General features: G+C 56.3%; 16 protein-coding genes and 1 pseudogene. 6 read left to right on the top strand and 11 right to left on the bottom strand.

Features of this window, described 5'->3' with window-relative positions; translation table 11 throughout:
• Positions 1 to 107: 107 nt before the first annotated feature.
• Positions 108 to 1,547 carry an aldehyde dehydrogenase family protein gene (locus DHN60_RS14685; protein WP_108838084.1) on the bottom strand — a complete coding sequence of 480 codons (1,440 nt, stop codon included), beginning with the start codon at positions 1,545 to 1,547 and terminating at the stop codon, positions 108 to 110.
• A gap of 133 nt (positions 1,548 to 1,680) precedes the next feature.
• Here DHN60_RS14685 and DHN60_RS14680 point away from each other — a divergent pair, with 133 nt between their 5' ends.
• Positions 1,681 to 2,334 (top strand): peroxiredoxin, encoded by a 654-nt coding sequence (locus DHN60_RS14680; RefSeq protein ID WP_108838199.1) that lies wholly within the window; start codon positions 1,681 to 1,683, stop codon positions 2,332 to 2,334.
• 20 nt (positions 2,335 to 2,354) lie between these two features.
• Here DHN60_RS14680 and DHN60_RS14675 read toward each other — a convergent pair whose 3' ends face one another.
• From DHN60_RS14675 to DHN60_RS14665, 3 genes are all read right to left on the bottom strand, one after another.
• Positions 2,355 to 3,503: a rhamnan synthesis F family protein gene (locus DHN60_RS14675; protein ID WP_159089230.1), complete on the bottom strand. Its 1,149-nt coding sequence runs from the start codon at positions 3,501 to 3,503 to the stop codon at positions 2,355 to 2,357.
• Positions 3,504 to 3,706: 203 nt separating this feature from the next.
• Complete coding sequence (gene pnp / locus DHN60_RS14670) at positions 3,707 to 5,842, bottom strand: polyribonucleotide nucleotidyltransferase (protein ID WP_108838082.1); 2,136 nt, start codon at positions 5,840 to 5,842, stop codon at positions 3,707 to 3,709.
• 159 nt (positions 5,843 to 6,001) lie between these two features.
• Positions 6,002 to 6,520: a hypothetical protein gene (locus DHN60_RS14665; protein ID WP_108838081.1), complete on the bottom strand. Its 519-nt coding sequence runs from the start codon at positions 6,518 to 6,520 to the stop codon at positions 6,002 to 6,004.
• Positions 6,521 to 6,895: 375 nt separating this feature from the next.
• On the opposite strand from DHN60_RS14665, the pseudogene DHN60_RS22680 reads away from it, so the two are divergent.
• The 3 genes and pseudogenes from DHN60_RS22680 to DHN60_RS14645 all read left to right on the top strand — a co-directional run bounded on the left by DHN60_RS22680 (position 6,896) and on the right by DHN60_RS14645 (position 10,396).
• Positions 6,896 to 8,200, top strand: a pseudogene (locus DHN60_RS22680) (choice-of-anchor F family protein).
• 409 nt (positions 8,201 to 8,609) lie between these two features.
• Entirely contained in the window at positions 8,610 to 9,494 is an 885-nt protein-coding gene (locus tag DHN60_RS14650; protein WP_108838078.1) for an NAD(P)-dependent oxidoreductase, read from the top strand.
• 50 nt (positions 9,495 to 9,544) lie between these two features.
• Positions 9,545 to 10,396 carry a transporter gene (locus DHN60_RS14645; protein WP_234423649.1) on the top strand — a complete coding sequence of 284 codons (852 nt, stop codon included), beginning with the start codon at positions 9,545 to 9,547 and terminating at the stop codon, positions 10,394 to 10,396.
• A gap of 389 nt (positions 10,397 to 10,785) precedes the next feature.
• Here DHN60_RS14645 and DHN60_RS14640 read toward each other — a convergent pair whose 3' ends face one another.
• The 7 genes from DHN60_RS14640 to DHN60_RS14610 all read right to left on the bottom strand — a co-directional run bounded on the left by DHN60_RS14640 (position 10,786) and on the right by DHN60_RS14610 (position 17,913).
• A complete protein-coding gene (locus DHN60_RS14640) occupies positions 10,786 to 12,174 on the bottom strand; it encodes an FGGY-family carbohydrate kinase (RefSeq protein WP_108838076.1) in 1,389 nt (462 codons plus the stop codon).
• Complete coding sequence (rhaM, locus tag DHN60_RS14635; RefSeq protein WP_199913684.1) at positions 12,171 to 12,485, bottom strand: L-rhamnose mutarotase; 315 nt, start codon at positions 12,483 to 12,485, stop codon at positions 12,171 to 12,173. Before rhaM ends, DHN60_RS14640 begins: the two co-directional genes overlap by 4 nt.
• Positions 12,485 to 13,471, bottom strand: a complete 987-nt coding sequence (locus DHN60_RS14630; RefSeq protein ID WP_108838075.1) for an ABC transporter permease — start codon at positions 13,469 to 13,471, stop codon at positions 12,485 to 12,487. Before DHN60_RS14630 ends, rhaM begins: the two co-directional genes overlap by 1 nt.
• Positions 13,468 to 14,451 (bottom strand): ABC transporter permease, encoded by a 984-nt coding sequence (locus tag DHN60_RS14625; protein WP_199913683.1) that lies wholly within the window; start codon positions 14,449 to 14,451, stop codon positions 13,468 to 13,470. Before DHN60_RS14625 ends, DHN60_RS14630 begins: the two co-directional genes overlap by 4 nt.
• A gap of 12 nt (positions 14,452 to 14,463) precedes the next feature.
• Positions 14,464 to 15,996 carry a sugar ABC transporter ATP-binding protein gene (locus DHN60_RS14620; protein ID WP_108838074.1) on the bottom strand — a complete coding sequence of 511 codons (1,533 nt, stop codon included), beginning with the start codon at positions 15,994 to 15,996 and terminating at the stop codon, positions 14,464 to 14,466.
• Between the two features lie 74 nt (positions 15,997 to 16,070).
• Positions 16,071 to 17,072 carry a rhamnose ABC transporter substrate-binding protein gene (rhaS, locus tag DHN60_RS14615; protein WP_108838073.1) on the bottom strand — a complete coding sequence of 334 codons (1,002 nt, stop codon included), beginning with the start codon at positions 17,070 to 17,072 and terminating at the stop codon, positions 16,071 to 16,073.
• A 40-nt stretch (positions 17,073 to 17,112) separates the two neighbouring features.
• Complete coding sequence (locus DHN60_RS14610; protein WP_108838072.1) at positions 17,113 to 17,913, bottom strand: DeoR/GlpR family DNA-binding transcription regulator; 801 nt, start codon at positions 17,911 to 17,913, stop codon at positions 17,113 to 17,115.
• A 187-nt stretch (positions 17,914 to 18,100) separates the two neighbouring features.
• On the opposite strand from DHN60_RS14610, the gene DHN60_RS14605 reads away from it, so the two are divergent.
• The gene (locus DHN60_RS14605; protein ID WP_108838071.1) at positions 18,101 to 20,203 is read left to right on the top strand and encodes a bifunctional rhamnulose-1-phosphate aldolase/short-chain dehydrogenase; all 2,103 of its coding nucleotides are present in this window, start codon (positions 18,101 to 18,103) and stop codon (positions 20,201 to 20,203) included.
• A gap of 9 nt (positions 20,204 to 20,212) precedes the next feature.
• Positions 20,213 to 21,451, top strand: coding sequence for an L-rhamnose isomerase (locus tag DHN60_RS14600; RefSeq protein WP_108838070.1), 1,239 nt, complete (start codon positions 20,213 to 20,215; stop codon positions 21,449 to 21,451).
• Positions 21,452 to 21,786 lie beyond the last annotated feature (335 nt).

Raw genomic sequence — 21,786 nt, 5'->3', positions numbered from 1 at the left:
TGACGAGGTGCAGGCAAACTTGCCCGCCAAGGGCCGCGCCGCGCCGGACCGCATCCTGCGCGACATCTGATATGGGTCAGGCGGGGGTATCCCCCGCCTGCCGTCGTTTATTCAGCCGCCCAGCCGCTGACGGATTTGACCTCAAGGAAATCTTCGATCCCCCAAACGCCGCCTTCGCGCCCGTTGCCGGACTGTTTCATGCCGCCAAAGGGTGAGCCTGCCGCACGCGACGTGCCATTCATCTCGACCATGCCCGAGCGCAATTGCGTGGCAAGCCGGTTGGCCCGGCCCGTGTCTTGGGTCTGGACGTAGTTCGTGAGGCCATAGGGCGTGTCATTGGCGATCTCGACAGCCTCTTCTTCGGTCTCAAATGGGATGATGGAGAGCACTGGGCCAAAGATTTCCTCGCGGGCGATGGTCATTTCGTTGGTCACATCGGCAAAGACGGTGGGGCGCACGTAAAAGCCCTTATTGAAACCTTCGGGACGTCCCGGGCCGCCTGCAACCAGCTTGGCGCCTTCCTGGATGCCCTTTTCGATCAGACCTTGGATTTTGTTCCACTGCACTTCGTTCACGACAGGGCCGATATGGCGGCCTGCCTCAGATGCGGGACCAACGGTGACTTTACCCGCAACCGTGGCTGCTTCTTCGACCACGCGGTCATAAATGCCGCGCTGGACCAGCATGCGGCTGGGTGCGTTACAGGACTGGCCAGTGTTGTTCATCATGTGCAGCACACCGCGTTTCACGGCCTTTTCGTCTGCATCCTCAAAGATCAGGTTTGCGCCTTTTCCGCCCAGTTCAAGATGCACGCGCTTGAGCGTGTCTGCGGCATTCTTAGAGATCAGCGTGCCGGCGCGGGACGATCCGGTAAAGGACACCATGTCTACGTCTTTGTGCCCGGACAATGCTGTTCCCACGCCCGGGCCATCCCCGTTCACGAGGTTGAACACACCTGCTGGGAAGCCCACTTCGTCCATCAGTTCAGCAAAGATCATCGCGTTGAGCGGGGATTCCTCAGACGGTTTCAGGACCATCGTGCAACCCGCGATGGCCGCCGCGCCAACTTTCAGCGTGACCTGGTTCATTGGCCAGTTCCAAGGCGTGATCAGGGCGGCAACGCCGACGGGTTCGTAAATGATGCGATCGCCGGGCGCGTGGTCGCCAAGGGGGCGATTGAATTGGAAACCCTTTGCATCCTCCACAAAGTTCTTGAGATGCCATGTGCCTGCACCCACCTGACTGCCACGGGACATATCGATGGGCGCGCCCATTTCGGTGGACATCGCTTCGGCCAGATCATCGGCGCGTGCCTCGTAGGCGGTGATCAGCTTTTCAACCAGCGCAATCCGCTCGGCAGGGTCCGTGTGCATCCAGCCGGGCAGAGCCGCCTTGGCCGCAGCCACTGCCGCATCTGCATCCTCAGAACCGCCCAGTGAGATGGTTGCACAAGGCTCTTCGGTCGAGGGGTTGATGACATGATGGTCGGTGCCGTTCAGTGGGGCGACCCACGCACCGTTGATGTAAAAATCGCGTTTGATGAGCATGAAAATCCCTCCAGGACATGCGTTTCGCAGCAGACTGTGACACCGAGCGCAAGCGGCGGCAAGACAGGGGATGAAAGCCGGGTGCAAATCGACTACATCTAACGCGACAGCAATTATCCCAATGGAGGAACTCATGGGTCTGCGCATTAATGACACGATACCCGATCTGACGGTCACGACCGATCAGGGCACATTTTCCCTGCACGAGTGGATTGGCGACAGCTGGGCCATCCTGTTTTCTCACCCCAAGGATTTCACGCCGGTCTGCACGACCGAATTCGGCGCTGTGGCACAGCTGAGCGATGAATGGGCCAAGCGAGGCACCAAAGTTCTTGGCGTGTCCGTGGACGGGGTCGAGGATCACAAGCGTTGGAAGGCCGACATCGAAACGGTCGGCGGCGCGCCGGCGGGCTTCCCGATCATCGCGGACGACGGATTAGAGATTTCGAAAGCGTTCGATATGCTGCCAGCCGAAGCTTACCTGCCGGATGGCCGTACGCCTGCCGACAGCGCCACGGTGCGCTCTGTCTTTATCATTGGGCCAGACAAGCAGTTGAAACTGTCGATGACTTATCCAATGACAGTGGGCCGGAACTTTGCCGAGGTGCTGCGCGCACTGGATGGATTGCAGATGTCGACAGGCAATGGCGTGGCAACGCCAGCAAACTGGAACGTCGGCGATGACGTGATCATCCCGGCTGCTGTGTCGGACGAAGATGCCAAGGCCAAGTTTGGGGAGTTCACCACCGTGTTGCCTTACCTTCGCACTACTAAAGCGCCGGGGTGAACCCCTGAGTGGCGTCGGTCTTAGTCCAAAGACCGACGCAGTTGCTCTGCTTCTGCGCGTATTGCGGTGCCCATGTCACCGGGCAAATCCTGGATCAGGCGCAAAGAGACGTCTGATCCATCCCGCGACAGGCGCAGCGGAGATTTCTTGAGAAACGGGAATCTCAGTTCATTGATGTTGAGATCCGCAAGCGCGTAGCTCATCCCTTGCGTAGACGCCGCCATAAACACAAGCCGTTTGAGTGTGACGCGCCATTCCGGATCCTCTCGCGGTATCCTCAGAACTTCCATTTTCTTGTCCATACCGCGTGGGTGTTCTGGGAAAATGAGGTTATGTGCGAGTCCGTCCAGCCGGTCATCTGATAGCCCGTCGAGGGTCGTGGCGAGGATTTGCGGATTGCAGGTACAGTCGTGCGAGTAACCGCTTTTTATGACCCATTGCGTCAATCCAATTTCACCGCGCCGGACCACTCTAGCTTTGTTGTTGTCCATGGCAAACCCTTTCCAAAACTGGGTGAATTTCGGATTGTTGTAGATGGCGGGACCAAAACTAAGTGCGAAGGAACAATAGTGAAAGTTGCGGTGCTTTGTAGAATACGTCCATTCCACGTCTTGAAACATTTCGGGTTTGATGCGTGGGACGCCGTAGTTGGATATAGCGCCGACCAGATCGGGTCCCATGTCTTCGGCCTGCTTCAGCCAATTGTAGCCTTCTGGCAGCGGATACCAGGCAGAGTCGTTCAGCAGCGCGAGCCTGTGCACGTTTTTGGCATGCTCCGTGACGTAGAGCATTCCATCTCGGTAAGCTCCGAAATCATAGCCGAAATTGGGGCGTTCAATGTAGGTCGCACACAGGTTCAGCACTGTTTCGCGATGGGTTGGCGGCAACGGCAGATTGGACACTACGACCATGCTGTATCCGCTGTCGTGGATGTGTTGCATCATGAGCCGCGTGCTTTCAGGCAATCCATGCGACGGGTAGATGACCAACACCACAATGCGGTCCGTCAGGGTCTGTTTGCCTTGCCACGTCTTGCGTCCTTTGGCGATGCGGAATTCATAATAGGGCGTCGCAAACAAATACCAGATCAAGGTGCGAGGCACATCTCGCAATGTTCTGAAAAATCTGAACAGTTCCCGTTTGATTTTCCATGCGGGTGGAAATGTCATGGCCCCGAATTCCCGGCCGGTGCAGGGTTTGGCGCGCGCCAAAAGACTGCCCTGTCACAAACTACAGTCACGACCTCAGTATCGGGCAAAGCGTGCATGATCGGACTCCGTATTTGATAGAGGTCTAAAACCATAGTCGCGGTTCAGAAACAAGAAGGCCCCGGCGTTTCCGCCGGGGCCTTTGAGTGTAGGTCGCGTTGGGCTTAGCCCTCTGCCGCTTCCTCTTTCTTCACTTCTTCGCCAGTTTCCTGATCGACGACTTTCATCGACAGGCGCACTTTGCCGCGATCATCAAAGCCCAACAGCTTAACCTTCACTTCCTGGCCTTCCTTCAGAACGTCCGAAGGATGGTTCAGGCGGCGGTTTTCGATCTGAGAGACGTGTACCAGACCGTCGCGCTTGCCAAAGAAGTTCACGAAGGCACCGAAGTCGACGATTTTCACAACTGTACCAGTGTAAACCGCGCCTTCTTCGGGCTCGGCCACGATGGACCAGATCATGTCGTAGGCTTTCTTGATCGACTCGCCGTTTGGCGATGCGATCTTGATGATGCCGTCGTCGTTGATGTCGACTTTGGCGCCGGACACTTCAACGATTTCACGGATCACTTTACCACCCGAGCCGATGACTTCACGGATTTTGTCCGTTGGCACCTGCATGGTTTCGATACGTGGCGCGTGTTCGGAGAACTCGGCCGCACCCGTGATGGATTTCGCCATCTCACCAAGGATGTGCATCCGGCCGTCTTTGGCCTGATCCAGCGCTTTTTCCATGATCTCGGGCGTGATGCCTGCGATCTTGATGTCCATCTGCAACGAGGTGATGCCGTTTTCGGTACCAGCCACTTTGAAGTCCATGTCGCCAAGGTGGTCTTCGTCACCCAGGATGTCGGACAGGATCGCGTAGGATCCGTCTTCTTCCAGGATCAGACCCATGGCCACACCGGCAACCGCGTTCTTCAGCGGCACACCTGCGTCCATCATCGACAGCGAACCGCCACAGACAGAAGCCATCGAGCTTGAGCCGTTGGATTCGGTGATTTCCGAGACCAAGCGCACTGTGTAGGGGAAGTCAGTCGAGGCTGGCAGCACGGCTTGCAACGCGCGCCATGCCAGTTTGCCGTGACCGATTTCGCGGCGGCCGGGAGGGCCCACGCGACCCGCTTCACCCACCGAGTAGGGGGGGAAGTTGTAGTGCAGCAGGAAGTTGGATTTGAAGTTGCCGTGCAGGGCGTCGATGAACTGTTCATCATCGCCGGTGCCCAGCGTGGTCACAACCAGACCTTGGGTTTCACCACGGGTGAACAGGGCCGAGCCGTGCGTCCGGGGCAGAAGGCCAGTCTGGCATACAATGTCGCGGATTTCGTCAGTCTTACGACCGTCGATCCGTGTACCCGTTTTGACAACGTCACCGCGCAGGATGGACGCCTCAAGACCCTTCATGGCGGAGCCAAGGTTTGAGTCTTCGGCTTGCTCTTCGGTCAGTGCGGCAAGGATTGCGGCACGTGCTTCGGACACAGCCGTTGTACGCTCTTGCTTGTCAGAGATCGCGAACGCCGCACGCATCTGCTCTTCTCCGGCAGCTTTCACAGCAGCTGAGAGGTCAGAATAGTCAGGCGCCTGGAAGTCAAACGGCTCTTTGGCGGCATCTTCGGCGAGGCTGATGATCAGGTCGATGACCGGCTGAATTTGCTCGTGGGCGAACTTCACCGCACCCAGCATTTCCGCTTCCGAAAGCTCGTAAGCTTCGGATTCGACCATCATCACGGCCTCTTTCGTACCCGCAACAACCAGATCAAGGCGCTGTTCAGGGTTCAAACGCAGGTCCTGCATGTCGTCGACAGTTGGGTTCAGAACGTATTCGCCGTCCTCAAAACCAACGCGGCAACCGCCGATTGGGCCCATGAAGGGGGCACCGGAAATCGTCAGCGCGGCAGAGGCCGCAATCATCGCCACCATGTCCGGGTCATTGACCAGATCGTGGGACAGAACAGTACACATCACCAGAACTTCGTGTTTGAAGCCGGAGACGAACAGGGGCCGGATCGGACGGTCGATCAGACGGGCTGTCAGGGTCTCTTTCTCGGTGGGGCGGGCCTCACGCTTGAAGAAACCACCGGGGATTTTGCCCGCGGCGTAGTATTTTTCCTGATAATGGACGGTCAGAGGAAAGAAGTCCTGACCGGGTTTTGGTTTTTTCGCGAACGTCACGTTCGCCATAACGCTGGTTTCGCCCAGCGTGGCAATGACCGACCCGTCAGCCTGACGGGCAACCTTGCCTGTTTCCAGTGTGAGCGTTTCTTCGCCCCACTGCATCGATTTTTTCACTTCGTTGAACATTTCTGTTTCCTAAATTGGCGCGTTTCGCCATTTGCATAGGGGGCGTATTCCCCCTGACCCCTGTATCTTCTTTTGCGGGCGCTGAGGTCCGGGCGCCATGCTTTCAGATGTCGCGCGTCTACAGCAGAATGCGGTAAATGGAAAGCGCGCAGAAACGGGCTATCCCCAAGGCTTTTTCGGCGGACGTTCAAAGGCAATTGGGGCTTCTGGAAAGAGATCACTCGCAGCGCCTGCTCCGGGGGTCCCCCAATTCTTCATCCACTTCGTTGGGGGTGCCAGTGTACCACCGCGCGCCCATTCGAAGTAACCGAGTGCGCCCGCACAGGGGATCGGTGCGCACGGGACAGGATCCTTCAATGTCAAACCTGCCTGACCGCCAAACCATTCACTATCAGACTCTGTTATCACGCCTGTCACCTCGACGGACCCGATGATGCAGCCGCGCGGTAAATCCAGCGGATGCGGGCATTGCACGCCATGCTCACCCAATCGCCAATGCAGATAACGAAACTCGTCTTCTTTCAGGCCTAGGGCAGCATGCAGGGCAATCCGTCCCGGACCCATCCGCCCAGCGCGGATGGACCCCAATGACCGGTTCTCGATCGGCTTGTGACCGGCAATGATCGCCCACGCGGAGGGCTGGCGGACAGACAAGGCGAGGCGGGGCAGATCATCCATGTTTCGGATAGTAGGGGCTGGCCTTATGGATGGATACTAACAAACCTCTATGGCGGACCTTTGGGCACACTGAAGAGAGCGTCGGCTTTGAGCCCGAAGCAAACGCAGACTGGAAAGCAAAGCGCGTAATGTCGGCAGTTGGGACGCTGTTCAAGTTTAACTTCATTAGACCAAACAGATGAATTTCTAGCTTCTACATTCAAAAAGATGAATGAATTTGATGTAAGTCAACTCAACGCATTCAATATAATGTATATATGATTGTGTCTGAGTGTGACTCTTAAGTCTGCCTCCCCAGGTAATGAATGTTCGGTGTTGGTAACGAAGAGACCGCCAGAAGCATGCTCAGACGACCAACTTTAAAGAGGGAAAAGCATGAGGAAGACGTTTCTAACAAGTGCAATCGTCGGACTTTCGGCAGCTTTGCCAGTTTCGGCAACGACACTAGGGACTTGGAACCTAGGCAATGTCGCAGTAGGTGGAGTGCCTGCCGACGGCGAGACCGAAGTCAGCACCATTTTTGTGGATAACAACAGTACAGACTCGAACGGTCAGATCGCTTACGCTGCCCCGGAAGCCCAAACTCCGGGCTTAACCGCTCTAAATGATTTTTACGCATCGGGTGCGGGTACATTTGACGGCTGTATTCGCGCGGAAGTTGGCGGAACAGACTGCGCAACGGGATATCAAACCGGCAACCGGTTTAAACTGCAACTGACAGAAACAGGTGCGGTCGATCTCGTATTCAACGTCGATCCGGCTGCTGCCGGCACGCAGGGTGGTATGAACACTGACGGTAGTTTCGCGACACCCGGCACAAATACCTATCAGGTGTTTGGCCGTGCCGTGAACCTGACCGGACTTGAGCTTGAGTCCTTCGAACTATAGTTGGGGTTCGGCGTAGGGGCTGACTTCGAAGCATCGACCGCAGGCGACGGATTGAGCTTTGCAACGGGTCTGACTCTTGGGCCTGAGAATCTGGATGCTTTCACGCAGTATCCATTCGGCCTGTTCGGCGATGCACCCACCCAAAACGCCGACTTGGATGGGTTTTTTAACAATGGACGCTCCGGTTTCAATGTCCTGTTTTCTGAGGATTCGATCGCGAGCGACGGGTTCTATGAGAGTATTCTTACCGAACTAAACGATGGTCGAGGCTACGAAGACCTGTTCGGCAACTGGCTGTCGCGGGAAATGGCACCCGCCGGTCTGTTGTGGGACAACGACAATGATGAGGCAACGGACGCCCTCGTCATGGCGTGGGAGCTTGAGGATGGAACGTGGGAAGCGCTTCGTGACATCGCCACGTTGCCGAACCCGGGGGACCCTCTTGATGACGTAGATCCGACTGCTGGTACAGCAGTTAGCATTCTGCTCGACCCAATGACCTTTGCCAATGAAGCGGTCGCTATTGCGTATTTCACCGATCAAGGTGCTACGGTCAGTACCGAACCAAACATCGAAGATCTCGCCAACCTGAACCTCAATTTCGGGATCACGTTGGCTGACACATTTATGGGGTGGACGGATGATCTAACAGGCCAAACGAACACCAACTTCACCCTGCGTCTGGCCAGCGTCGCCGCACCAGTCTCTCCGGTGCCTTTGCCAGCCGGTGCGCCGCTCCTGCTGGCTGGCGTTGCGATGATCGGTTTCCTCAGAAAGCGTCGGATTTCCTGATCTTGTAAATTGTGACCCGCGCCAGTCGCATTTAGTTGCGGCTGGCGCGCTTTCGGTGTTGGCCATTCAAAGCTAGCTTGCGCAAAAATCTCATTTGATTTTCGATTTTTGGCCACCTGAGAATATCTGGTTCAAGGGGAATAGCATCAGTACTCATTTAACAGTTCCTCCGTATCCGACTGTACGATCCGAATTTTGCTGCGCCCGCGTCAGTCCGTTTCGTCCGCGAGGCAGCCGTTCAGGCAATGCGAAGCGAAGGTCCAGTCAGCCCCGCAGAACGGTTCTTTGTCTGGTCCACATGGGGTGATCGCTTTTGGTCAGCTTACATAGGTTCTGAACCAAATGCTTGCAGCGCTGGTCCACATCCACGCTGCCCTTTAGAGTGGCGAAAAACGAAAGGGTATCACACATGCGCATCCTCTTTACTGGCGGTTCGGGCAAGGCCGGACGACACGCCTGCGAATACCTCCGCGACCAAGGGCACCGGATTGTGAATTTCGACCGTGTGCCACTGGGGCTTGACGGGGTGGACGACCGCCTTGGCGACATGACGGACCTTGGGCAGGTCTATGACGCGCTTACCAGTATTGCGGGCTTTGACGACCTGCTGCCCGGGACCGGGGTTCCTAAATTCGACGCCGTTGTTCATTTCGCTGCCGTCCCACGCATTCTCGTCACCGGGGACGCTGAATGCTACCGGGTCAATACGCTTGGCACGTACAATGTGATCGATGCGGCCCTTAAGACCGGGGTGCGCAAGATCATCTTTGCCTCATCCGAAACCACTTACGGGGTGTGTTTCGCGGACGGTACACGCAAGCCGGACTACCTGCCGGTTGACGAAGACCACCCGGTTATCCCGGAAGACAGCTATGCCATGTCCAAGGTCTGCAACGAAGTCACAGCACGCAGTTTCCAGCGCCGTTCGGGCGCGGATATCTACGGGCTCAGGATCAACAATGTGATCGAGCCGCACGAATACGAAACCGACTTTCCCGCCTATATCGAAAACCCAGACCTGCGTCTGCGCAACATCTTTGGCTATATTGATGCGCGCGATCTGGGGCACATGGTGCAATGCTGCCTCGACACAGACGGGCTGGGCTATGAGGTGTTCAACGTCGCCAACGACGACACCTCGGTGGCGCTGGAAACGGATGACATCATGGCGCGGTATTACGAAGGCATTCAGGTGGCAGAGATGGGCGCGCACGAGACGTTCTATTCCAACGCCAAGGCAAAAAGGCTTGTGGGGTTCGCGCCGAAGTTTGGGTGGCGGGACGCAATCGGGTGAAAGGCCGCGCAGACTGAACGCCCAAACGATGCCTGCGGCACGTGCGACGCTTGACCGGCGCGCCGCATTGCACAAAGGTTCAAGAGAGAGCAATCGGTTTGGAGCGCAGCATGAAATGCATTTCTGGAGCCTTGGGAGGCTTGGCCATCTGCGGCATGGCAGCAACGAGTGCATTTGCCCAATCAGCGGAAGAGCTTGCAAAGCAACTGAGCAACCCAATCGCATCGCTCATCAGTTTACCGTTCCAGTTGAACTACGATGAAGGGTTCGGGCCGGATGGAAGCGGAAAAAAGACCGTACTCAATGTCCAGCCGGTCATTCCCTTTAGTATCGGTGAAAACTGGAACCTGATCTCGCGCACAATCGTCCCGCTCAGCTATGGTGATGGTCTTGTGCCCGGCGACACGGAATTCGGTGTCGGGAATGTGCTGCAAAGCTTGTTTTTCTCGCCCAAAGCGCCGACACGTGGCGGCTGGATATGGGGCGCAGGTCCGGTAATCCAGTTCCCGACGTCAACAGATGATCAGTTCGGTGAGGATCAATGGGCCATCGGTCCGACGGCTGTCGCGCTGAAACAGACGGGGCCATGGACGTTCGGCGCGCTGGCCAACCATTTGTGGGACGTGAGTGGCGACACAGATATTAACAACACCTTCCTCCAGCCATTTTTATCCTACACGACGAAAAAAGCAGTTAGTTTCACGGTCAACACAGAGGCGATCTACAACTGGGATGAAAGCCAATGGAGCGTTCCCATCAACTTTCTCGTCGGTAAGGTGCTAACCATCGGAGACCAGCCGGTCCAGATTACTGGTGGCGTCAGGTATTGGGCTGAAAGCCCCGAAAACGGGCCTGAAGACTTTGGCCTCCGTCTTATTGTGACTTACCTGTTCCCAAAATGATCTAGGCACGAACCTTTTTCAGTTCTTAACCGACCGCCGAGCAAATCTCCCGGCGCCCAGGCTCTGGACCCATTAAACTCAAAGCGAGTGATTGGGGTAACGCAGCCCTCGGCACGTTTTGCGGCGAAAAGTTGCTTTGCACCCATCTCTGACCTTGAGTGCGTTCCGCAGTGAAAGACCGCTCGAGCCCAAGTTACAATTATTGCGCGGCCATTTAATGACGGCCAACTGCAATCCACTGGCATTTGCTCCAGCGGTTTCGGGCTAAACCGCCGCTAATTGTCCGGCAATTTTCACAGTGCAGGAACAAATGAAAAACTGGTTGCACCGCCAGTCTGCCGAAACGGGCGTCATTCTCTTCTGGACCACTTGCATACCATCATCGAGGACTATTGCTGTCGGTGACGATTTTGCACGGTCTGACGCCAATGAGACGCGTAGGCCTCCAGTGACTCGCCAATGTCCGAGTTGATCAATGATAGGGTTTCTTGCGCGAGTACATCCGTCTTGCCCCTCACCAACATGGCCGCGCCCGCACTCGTGCCAGTGCTGCCAGCAGCTCCATAGACTTTTGAAGCCGCTGCGACGGCCAGCATTTCAAGATACAGCTGATTGTTTGCGAATGGACCTTCAACAACAATCGTATCCTTGTGGCCAATGTTGGAAAGGCATTCCGCCGTCACCAGTGCCAGGTAAACCGCCACTGCGGCCACTCTTGTGCCGGTGCCGACGTTTGGTTCAGGCCCCAGCCAACCCGAAGGATACCCCCGGAATGGCCCGGTATCTTCGACGACGGCGGGCATCAGCATGATCCCTTCCGTCAGAACATCGCGCACATCCTGAGGCGTTGGCTCAGGACAAGTGCCACCCGTGGCAAGGTCGTGTTCGCGACCCCCCATGAAGCGTGCAGACGGTGCCGGATCGCCAAGGGCGGTGACGTTAATCAAAGTGTCAAGATTGGGATCAAGCTGAACAGAATTGCCACCGATTGACATCGCAATCACCCATGTTCCCGTCGAAACGACACTAAACGGGGGTGTTTGCGAAAGGACGTAAGGCAGAAGCGAAGCGTTGGAATCGTGGATGCCGCAATAAACGGGCGTACCGGGCGGCAAGCCGGTCTGTTCTGCGATTGTCGGCAGGATCGGGCCTAGAACCTCTGACGGCTTGCGAACGGGTGACAGTTTGTCCGAGATGCCGAGCCTGTCCACCAATGACGAAAAGTCGCCCTTGTGCGGGTTCCAAAGGTCCGTGTGGCACCCAAGTGACGTGACATCCATGGCGGTGTTGCCCGTCAGCTTTGCGCCCCAGAACTGTGGATAGGTCACGATCTGGTCGGTTTTTGCCTTCAAATCCGGATCGACCTGAAACTGCCAAAACAGTTGCGCGCCGATGTTTAACCCGCCCGCCAGTCGTGGTGATCCTGTTTCGGAAAAAGGGGGGCGGATGGCGTCGTAGTCGTCAGCCGACTCATCCGGCCCGGCAAACTCGTAATCGAGGATGGGTGCCGCGAGATATCCACTGCTATCGAGCAGCGCGGCACAGGCACCGTGGGTGGTGATGGAAATCGCGTCAATGCCGTGCGCTGCATGAAAGCTGCGCAGGCCCTTGAGCAGAAAGGCCCAATGCCCCTCCACGTCGAAATGCGGCCATGGCGGCCCCGGCAGGACGGTGTTTGGGCGGGTGATCACCACAATCTCGGTCAGGCTTTCCCTGTCGACCAGCACAAGTTTTGCGTTGGTCTTTCCGATGTCTATGACCGCGACGTGATGTGTCATGGCATGTGGAAAACGGTTTCTAGTGGCGTTGCAACCGGTTCGTTGCCAGCGTGCGTTTCCATGATGTCTGCCATATGTGCCCACCACTTTTGCATGACCGGGTGATCGGGCAACGCGTCCATGCTGCGCCCGTCCTGTCGCCACAGGACCCCGAAAAGGGTGTTGGTGTCTGCATCCAGATGGATCGAATAATCCGTGACGCCCGCATCCTTGAGGAGTGTCACAAGCTCTGGCCAGATCTCGTCATGCCGTTTGATATACTCTGCGCGACATCCGGGGTTCAGGCGCATCTTGAAGGCGTATTTTTCCATCACCGCGCCCGCCACATGGACCAAAGGCGCGGCAGGGCGATGACCCCGATCAAAAGCGCGCCAATTACGATGGACATGACGATGCCGGGCACGTTCAGCAGCCCCAGTCCAAACGTGACCAACCCCATCACGAAGGCCGCGATGACAACCCCAACAATCGTACCAGAACCACCCAAGATGCTGACGCCGCCCAGTACAACCATTGTCACGATCTCAAGCTCCCAGCCTGTCGCGATGGACGGCCGGGTTGAGCCGAGCCGTGCCGTCAGGCAGATGGCGGCGACGCCGGACATCAGGCCAGTGAGCAAGAACAGGATGAATTTTACCCGCTGCACCCGTATGCCGGAGAACATGGCACCCGTCGCGTTGTTGCCAATTGCATAGACTGCGCGGCCAAAGTTGGTCTTGTGCAACAGGACTGCGTAAATCACAGCGATGATCGCAAAGAGCACGAATTCAAACGAGATCACCCACCAGACATAGCCCTGACCAAACCAAGAGAAGCTGGCCGGATAGCCACGAAATGCCTGGTCGCCCAATACGATGTAACTGATGCCGCGAAACAGGCTCATCGTGCCGATCGTCACCACGATAGACGGCAAACCCAAACGGGTCACGAGCACACCATTGAAGGCACCACAAAGTAGCCCAACGCCAAGTCCGATCATCACGAGGCCCGGTGTGCCAACGCCCATCTGCACAGCCGCGCCCATCGCGGTCGAGGCCAGCGCGATAATCGAAGCCACGGACAGGTCGATCTCTCCGGATATGATGAGCAGCGCCATGGCAAAGGCAATCATCGCTTTTTCGGTAAAGTTAAAGGTCGCGTCACTGAGGTTCCACGCGTTGAGGAAGTAGGGCGATGCAAGGCTGTTGGCGATAAAGATGCCGATGGCCACCAGTAAAAGAAGTGTTTCCCAGCTTTTTAGCCTTTGTTCTAGCGGCGAGCGCAGGCGGTCAGGGATGATGCGTTCGGTGGTGCTCATGATGCCTGCTCCGCGCGTTTGAGAATTATGCGTCCTTTTTCTCGATTGGCCTGCGCGTTCAGCGCCACAGCGACGATGATCGCGCCACCGGAGATGGCCAATTGCCAGAAGGGAGAGATGTCGACGACGGGCAATGCGTTTTTGATGATGCCTAGGAACAAGGCTCCCAGCAGCGCACCTGCCACAGTACCGATGCCCCCCATGATGGACACGCCGCCGATCACGCAGGCGGCGACCACGTCCAGCTCAAACCCCCCGGCGATATCAACGTAGGACACGGCAAAGCGCGATACCCAGAGATACCCCGTCAAACCCGCGAGCGCGCCGGAGATCGTAAAGGCCCAGAATTGCGTCTTGCCCACGTTGATCCCGGCATAGGTGGCTGCATGTGGATTGCCGCCAGCCGCATAAAACGCCCGGCCCAGAGTGGTGCGTGTCATCACGATGGTGAACACAATTACAGCCAGAATTGCGATCCAACCCAAGACCGGCAACCCGAGCAATTCGGTGCGCGGGAACGCTTTGAACGCCGGGCTCATCTCGTGGCTGTTGACCCATTTCCCGTCCGAAATGACAAAGATGATCCCCCGAAAAATGGTCATCGTGCCCAACGTGACCACGATTGGCGGGATGGCCAGCTTCCACACCAATACGCCGTTGATCATGCCCAAAAGGGTGCCAAGGCCGATTGCTATGACAAGGATAACGATAATCGGAAGTCCCGGGGCAGCAACATTGACCATGGACACCACCATGCCCGTTAGCGCCAGATTGGCCGCGACACTCAGGTCGATGCATTTGGTCAGGATCACGATCATCTGACCGATGGCCAAAAGGATCAGTGGCGACGTGTCATTGAATACGTTTGCCAGATTGGCTGGTGTTATGAAGCCCGGAAAGCGCGACGAGATAAGCGCCAGCAACAGGACAATGGCTCCGACCAGAAGGGCCTCGCGCGATGTGATCAGTCGTTTCAGCATGCTGTGTTCCCCTCAGATACCGGCGGCGTGGCGGACAAGCGTTTCGGGTTGCAGGTCTTTATCAGACAATTCAGCAACCATACGGCCTTCGCGCATCACGATAACGCGGTCGGACATCCCCAGAATTTCCGGGATCTCGGAACTGACCATGATCACCGCGAGCCCTTGCGCGGCAAGTTCAGCCATGAATTCGTGCACCGCAGCCTTGGAGCCGATGTCGACGCCTTTGGTTGGCTCATCGAGAATGATCACCTTGGGTTGTGTCGCCAGCCATTTTGCGATGACGACTTTTTGCTGGTTGCCGCCGGATAGGTTACCAACGTGTGTGTCCAAAGACGCGGCGCGCAGATCCAGTCGCTCGGTATATTCGCGCGCCAGCTTGAATTCTTCGGCCAGCTTCAGAAACCCGTTTTTGGAAAGCCGCCCCAAAGAGGGCAGCGTGACGTTCTGAAAGATTGGCAGATCAAGTATCGCACCCTGCTTCCCGCGGTCTTCGGGCACGTAGACGATGCCATGATCGACAGCATCAGCAGGGGATTTGATCTGGACGGACGCTCCATCAATTTCAACGGTGCCGGCTGAGGGGCGCGTCATGCCAAACAGCGCTTGCATAAACTCGGACCGACCCGCCCCAACGAGACCGTAAAAGCCAAGGATTTCGCCCGTGCGCAGGGTGAACCCAATGTCCTCGAACTCTGTTGGATGGCTGTAGCCTGCAACTTTTAGAATGTCGTCGCCCGGATTGGGCGTGCGCTGCGGAAAGATTTGGCTGACATCGCGGCCTACCATCATCTTGACGAGGTCAGCCTCAGTCACATCAGCAATCGCGCCATCACCGATCAATTGTCCGTCGCGAAATACTGTGTAGTTGTCAGCGATCCGGAAAATCTCGTCAAACTTGTGGCTGATAAACAGGATAGCCTTTCCTTGCGCCTTTAGGCTTTCAACAAGCTCGTAAAGCTCTTCGATTTCCTTGTGTGACAGTGCCGCTGTTGGTTCATCCATGATGACAACGCGGGCATCAATCGACAGGGCGCGGGCAATGGCCACCAGATGCTTGTTGGCGATGCCGAGATCCTTGAGCTTGTGATCGGGCTCAATCTTGGCACCCACACCGTCAAGGATTTCACCCGCCTTCTGGTTCATCGTCTTTCGGTCTATCAGGCCAAACGCCCCGCGCGGGGCATGGCCCAGAAAAATGTTTTCTGCCACTGACAGTTCATCAAAAAGTACCGTTTCCTGATGGATCGCGGTCACGCCGTTGTCAGCGGCGGCCTGCGGTGCGGGAAAGGTTGTGGGCTGCCCATCGACCAGAATGGCGCCGCCGTCAGGTTGATAGATGCCTGTAAGGATCTTTACGACTGTGGATTTACCAGCGCCGTTTTCACCGATCAAAGCGGTGACTTTGCCCGGTATCAGGTGCAGCGAGACCTCGGACAAGGCTTTGACGCCCGGAAAGGTTTTCGTAATCCCGTCGAGCGCAAGAATTGCTGTCTGCACAGTCGAACCTTCAGACGGTATCGCGCTGTCTGATTTTTTCAGCATTTCAGGTCTCGACTTGTTCAGATGGGGGATGTCGGCGCGGCCGATTGGGCCGCGCCAGTGATCGCGTCAGTTGATCAGAAGATCGATTTGAACTGATCGATGTTGGACGCATCGTAGATGAACGGATCTGCCATGGCAGCCGAATTGCTTTCATCCAAAGTGATGGTGCCGACCCGACCAATCGAGATTTCGGCACCGGGCTCTGCCGTTGCCGCACCGGAGACCAGCGCATGGGCAATCATTGCTGCGGAGTATCCAAGATCGATTGGGTTCCAGATCGCAAAGGACTGTGACGCACCACTCTCGATAGCACCTGCCATTTCGGACGGCAGACCAAGGCCGGTGACGTTGACTTCACCCACTTTGCCAGCGTCGACAACGGCCTGTGCAGCAGCCACGATGCCGACAGATGTCGGTGCGATGATCGCGTCGAGGTCGGGATAAGACTGCATGAGACCTGTCGCTTCGCGATAGGACTTGTCGGCAAGGTCGTCACCATAGACGGTCGAGACGACGTTGATGCCGGGATAGTTGCCCATCACCTTGGTCATCTCTTCGATCCAGATGTTCTGGTTCGTTGACGTGGTCGTAGCCGAAAGCACCGCCACGTCCCCGCCATCGGGCAGGTGATCAGCGGCCAGTTTGATGATCATGTTGCCGATCAGCGCGTTGGAGGATGGGTTGAGGTGCATCTGACGACCCTCATCTGCGACGCCTGAGTCCCATGAGATAACCGTGATACCCCGTTGCATGGCCTTTTTCAGTGTCGGCACAAGCGCGTCGGTATCGTTTGCCGATACCGCGATTGCGTCCACGCCCTGAGCGATGAGCGAGTTGATCACCTCAATCTGGCCTTCAGCGGTTGTATCGGTGGGGCCGGTATAGATGATCTCGACACCGCCAAGTTCATCAGCAGCCTCTTGGGCGCCTTCTGCAGCCGCTTCAAAGAAGCCGATGCCGAGGGCCTTTACGACCAGCGCGATACGCATATCGTCCTGCGCCATTGCTGTGGTGCCGAACAGGCTTGCTGCAAGGCTGAGGCCTGCGGTGAGTGTAGTGAAAGTGCGACGTTTCATTGGTTTCCTCCCTAAAGTACGTTCGCTGGTAATGCCCCGATCAAGAGGCCACGTTTTTCTGAGCGCCCCCTGACTGGGTAACGATCAGCGTCACTTCGGCGGCTTCGAGCATCGAGGCCGCTTTGTCTGTTATCTGGTCATCGGTGATGACGGTTGTGATCCGGTTCAACGGGCACAAAACGAGGCTTGAGCGTTGCTCGAACTTTGTGCTGTCAGCCAGAACGACAAGCTCGTCTGCCTGCCCGATCAATTTTTGCTCAGCTTGGATCAGCAAGGGATCCGCTTCCATCAGCCCAAGTGGTCCCAACCCTTGCGCGCCCATGAACATGCGCCGAGCACAAAAATTCCGTGTCACGTCGTTGTCGAATGGCGAAAGAATGATGTTCTGTTCACGATAGATCGTGCCACCCGACAGCATGATGGTATTCTTGGAATGCTTGAGCAGATGCTCGGCAATCGGAAAAGAGTTGGTGAAGACCTGCAGCCGACGGCTGGCCAGCGGGTGCACCATCTGAAATGTCGTCGTGCCACCATTGATGATGATCGCATCGCCATCTTCACACAGGTCGACGGCGGCGGCAGCGATGGCCTGCTTTTCGTCGATACGCATGGCCTCATTGACCGAAAACGGACGTCCGGCAAGGCCAACAAACTGCGGCGGGCTTAAAGCTTCAGCACCGCCACGCACCCGGCGCAGCAGCTTGTCCTGATCCAGCGTTGCGATATCACGCCGGATCGTCGCCTCCGACGCGCCAGTCAGATTGCAAAGGTCAACCACGGTCACAACGGGCCGCTCTTCGACCGCAGACAGAATGATCGTATGGCGTTCTTTCTCGTGCATTGCTGGCCTCCCTGATCCGACAAACTGTCGAGATTCGCCGCACCTGTCAATCAGTTTCGATCATTAGCAATCATATTGCGGTGCAGCATGATCGGTTTTGACCGTTTATGATTGACAAACCGCCGCACTCCAATCAGCCTTGTAGCGAAGATTAATGATGGGCTCGTAAAGCCAACCGGGAGGAAACATGTTGAAAACAGTGCAAACTCAGCTTCTTGAAAGCCGATGGGATGACGATGCGGCTCAAGGCATGAGCGAATCAGAACTATTGCTTTATCGCTCTAACATCCTGGGTTCGGACAAGCGTGTGACCAATTATGGCGGTGGCAACACATCAGCCAAAGTGATGGAAGTTGACCCACTAACCGGTGACAACGTCGAAGTGTTGTGGGTCAAAGGATCAGGTGGCGACATCGGTTCGATCAAGATGGATGGCTTTTCTACGCTCTACATGGACAAGTTGCAGGCGCTGAAGTCGCTTTACCGTGGTGTGGAGTTTGAAGATGAGATGGTGGGGTATCTGCCGCACTGCACATATAAACTGAATCCTCGGGCCGCTTCCATCGACACTCCGCTCCACGCCTACGTGCCGCGCAAACATGTGGACCATGTGCACGCCGATGCCATTATCGCGATTGCCGCGTCGACAAACTCCAAGGAACTCACGCAAGAGATTTTTGGTGACCGCATAGGCTGGCTGCCCTGGAAAAAGCCCGGGTATGAACTGGGTCTTTGGTTGGAAAAGTTCTGTCTGGAAAACCCGGATGCTGACGGTGTTGTGCTGGAAAGCCATGGGCTGTTCACTTGGGCTGATACGGCCAAAGACTGTTATGACCAGACCATCGACGTCATCAACGTGGCCACCAAATGGCTGGCAGATCGCAGTGACGGGGTCGCCCCCTTTGGCGGGCCTGTGCATGACAGTCAACCTGTCAACGAGCGGCGCGCGATCGCAGCCCGACTGATGCCTGCCATCCGTGGTTTCGTGTCAGGCAATCAGCACATGGTCGGTCATTTCAATGACAGCGATGCTGTTCTCGAATTCGTAAATGCGCGGAACATGGAACCGCTTGCGGCTTTGGGCACGTCTTGCCCCGACCACTTTTTGCGCACCAAAATCCGCCCACTTGTGGTGCCATTTGATCCCGCTACCAGTAATATTGACGCTGTTCTGGAAGGGTTGCCGGATCAGGTTGACGCCTACCGCAAGGACTATGCAGCCTACTATGAGCGCTGCAAGCACGATGACAGTCCAGCACTGCGCGACCCAAACGCGGTTGTTTATCTGGTGCCCGGTGTCGGGATGATCACCTTTGCCAAAGACAAAGCGACTGCGCGCATTTCGGGCGAGTTTTACGTCAATGCGATCAACGTGATGCGCGGCGCCTCTGCTGTCAGCGAATACCAGGGCCTGCCCGAACAGGAGGCCTTTGACATCGAATATTGGCTGCTGGAGGAAGCAAAACTACAGCGCATGCCCAAACCTAAATCACTCGCTGGCCGGGTCGCCCTTGTCACTGGTGGTGCTGGTGGCATCGGCGCTGCCACGGCGAAGCGTTATCTGTCCGAAGGCGCCTGCGTCGTGTTGGCAGACATAAACGAAGAGGCCCTCGCCTCTACTCAGGAAAATCTTGCCGGCACTTATGGCAAAGACGTCGTGCGCAGGGTTCGCATGGATGTCACCAGCGAAGATGCGGTTGCCGCCGCCTTTGCAGACGCCGCTGTCGAGTTCGGCGGGGTGGATATTCTGGTCTCCAATGCTGGCATCGCGTCTTCAGCGCCGATCGAAGACACTTCGCTCGCACTTTGGAACAAGAACATGGATATCCTGTCGACGGGGTATTTTTTGGTCAGCCGCGAAGCGTTCAAACTGATGCGGGTGCAGGACATGGGTGGCTCGGTCGTCTTTGTTGGCTCCAAGAATGGCCTCGCGGCCTCGCCCAATGCCGCCGCCTATTGCACTGCCAAGGCGTCGGAAATCCATCTGGCAAGGTGCCTTGCACTGGAAGGTGCTGAAGCAGGCATTCGCGTAAATGTGGTCAATCCTGATGCGGTTCTGCGCGGCTCAAAGATCTGGGAAGGGGACTGGCTCGAACAACGTGCTGGGACCTACGGCACGGACAAAGATGGACTGGAAGAGATGTATCGCCAGCGATCCATGCTCAAGCGTTCGGTTCTGCCCGAGGATATTGCCGAAGCCTGCTATTTCTTTGCAGCTGATACGTCGTCCAAATCAACTGGCAACATCATCAATGTTGATGCCGGTAACGTCCAAGCCTTTACGCGATAGGAACCGGCAATGAGCTATGAAACAGCGAAGGCGGCATTTGCCGACTGGGGTGTCGATACTGAAGCGGCACTGGACCGATTAAAGACCATTCCCATCTCGATGCATTGCTGGCAGGGCGACGATGTAGTGGGGTTCGAACAAAAGTCCGGATCCTCGGGGGGAGGTATTCAGGCGACTGGAAATCATCCCGGACGTGCCCGCACACCGGACGAATTGCGCGCCGATCTGGAATTCGCCTATGCAATGATCCCTGGAAATCACCGGTTGAACCTGCATGCAATGTATCTTGATACCGATGCAAACCCTGATCGAGATGAGATTGAGTATCAGCATTTCGCACCTTGGGTTGACTGGGCCCGTGATCAGAAGCTCGGGCTCGATTTCAATCCAACCTTCTTTGCTCACGCAAAAGCAGACGACAACTTGACCCTCAGCCATCCTGATGAGGGCATTCGCGATTTCTGGATCGAACATGGCCGTCGGTCCCGAGAGATTGCCGCACAAATGGGTGCGGCGCTGGGCTCGCCCTGTGTGAACAACATCTGGGTGCCTGACGGCTACAAAGACACCCCGATTGACCGGATGTCTGCCCGCGCGCGGCTGGAGGCATCACTGGATGCGATGCTGGCGTCACCACAAGACAAGGCGCAGATGCTGGATGCCGTAGAAAGCAAACTATTTGGGATCGGTGTGGAGGCCTGCACGGTCGGCAGCCATGAATTCTACATGGGGTATGCGATCCGCAAAGGGACGTCGCTATGCCTTGATATGGGGCATTTCCACCCAACGGAAAACATCGCAGACAAGCTCAGTTCCGTCGCCCTTTCGCTGGACGAAATCCTGCTGCACGTTTCGCGCCCTATGCGCTGGGACAGCGACCACGTGATCTTGCTGAGCGACGATATCCTTCAAATGGCACAAGAACTTGTCAGCGCGGATTTGCTGGATCGCACCCACATCGGGCTCGATTTCTTTGACGCGACCATCAGCCGGACTGCCGCGTGGGTCATTGGAACCCGTAATATGCAAAAAGCACTGTTGCGCGCGCTATTGATGCCGACGGAGGTTCTGAAAACCGCCGAAACGAACCTGGACTTCACAACACGATTAACGCTGACAGAAGAGTTCAAGGACATGCCGTTCGGCACCGTTTGGAGTGAGTTTTCTGAGCGTGAAAGCGTTCCAAACGGTCAGAAGTTGATTGAAGAGCTAGACCGCTATCAAAGCAGTGTGTCAGACCGCGACTAAGCCTTCCATGACCGGAAAGCCGACGTTGGTCGTAGGGCAACAAACGGCAGCTTTGTCCTGTGTGGATGGCTCCCTTTTTGCAAGTCCTATTTGATGATTTGGATTTGTCAGAAGCAGTCTTGTGTTCGGCCTATTCGCGCGACGCACATGGCCGCTGGCCCTGATGGTTTCCACCAACCAAGTCCCATTCCGCAACTCGAACAGCAAGCGTTCAGGACAAAGCACGGGGCGTCTTGGTTTTAGGGCTGACAAAGTTCCATCACTTCATTGGTCTTGCAAACTCCTGTGTTTACGCCGGTGTGTTTAAACGGACCTCACTTTGTATGGCTCATTCC

Source organism: Tateyamaria sp. Alg231-49, assembly GCF_900143535.1.
GTDB lineage: Bacteria > Pseudomonadota > Alphaproteobacteria > Rhodobacterales > Rhodobacteraceae > Tateyamaria.
The sequence above is the reverse complement of the archived record's forward strand: the minus strand, read 5'-3'. Positions and strand labels throughout refer to the sequence as shown.

What these genes read in the sequence shown, in the direction of transcription:
- DHN60_RS14685 (WP_108838084.1), bottom strand. Translation starts at nt 1,547, where the DNA reads ATGCTCATCAAACGCGATTTTTACATCAACGGTGCGTGGGTCGCCCCA.
- DHN60_RS14680 (WP_108838199.1), top strand. Translation starts at nt 1,681, where the DNA reads ATGGGTCTGCGCATTAATGACACGATACCCGATCTGACGGTCACGACC.
- DHN60_RS14675 (WP_159089230.1), bottom strand. Translation starts at nt 3,503, where the DNA reads ATGACATTTCCACCCGCATGGAAAATCAAACGGGAACTGTTCAGATTT.
- pnp (WP_108838082.1), bottom strand. Translation starts at nt 5,842, where the DNA reads ATGTTCAACGAAGTGAAAAAATCGATGCAGTGGGGCGAAGAAACGCTC.
- DHN60_RS14665 (WP_108838081.1), bottom strand. Translation starts at nt 6,520, where the DNA reads ATGGATGATCTGCCCCGCCTCGCCTTGTCTGTCCGCCAGCCCTCCGCG.
- DHN60_RS14650 (WP_108838078.1), top strand. Translation starts at nt 8,610, where the DNA reads ATGCGCATCCTCTTTACTGGCGGTTCGGGCAAGGCCGGACGACACGCC.
- DHN60_RS14640 (WP_108838076.1), bottom strand. Translation starts at nt 12,174, where the DNA reads ATGACACATCACGTCGCGGTCATAGACATCGGAAAGACCAACGCAAAA.
- rhaM (WP_199913684.1), bottom strand. Translation starts at nt 12,485, where the DNA reads ATGGAAAAATACGCCTTCAAGATGCGCCTGAACCCCGGATGTCGCGCA.
- DHN60_RS14630 (WP_108838075.1), bottom strand. Translation starts at nt 13,471, where the DNA reads ATGAGCACCACCGAACGCATCATCCCTGACCGCCTGCGCTCGCCGCTA.
- DHN60_RS14625 (WP_199913683.1), bottom strand. Translation starts at nt 14,451, where the DNA reads ATGCTGAAACGACTGATCACATCGCGCGAGGCCCTTCTGGTCGGAGCC.
- DHN60_RS14620 (WP_108838074.1), bottom strand. Translation starts at nt 15,996, where the DNA reads ATGCTGAAAAAATCAGACAGCGCGATACCGTCTGAAGGTTCGACTGTG.
- rhaS (WP_108838073.1), bottom strand. Translation starts at nt 17,072, where the DNA reads ATGAAACGTCGCACTTTCACTACACTCACCGCAGGCCTCAGCCTTGCA.
- DHN60_RS14610 (WP_108838072.1), bottom strand. Translation starts at nt 17,913, where the DNA reads ATGCACGAGAAAGAACGCCATACGATCATTCTGTCTGCGGTCGAAGAG.
- DHN60_RS14605 (WP_108838071.1), top strand. Translation starts at nt 18,101, where the DNA reads ATGTTGAAAACAGTGCAAACTCAGCTTCTTGAAAGCCGATGGGATGAC.
- DHN60_RS14600 (WP_108838070.1), top strand. Translation starts at nt 20,213, where the DNA reads ATGAGCTATGAAACAGCGAAGGCGGCATTTGCCGACTGGGGTGTCGAT.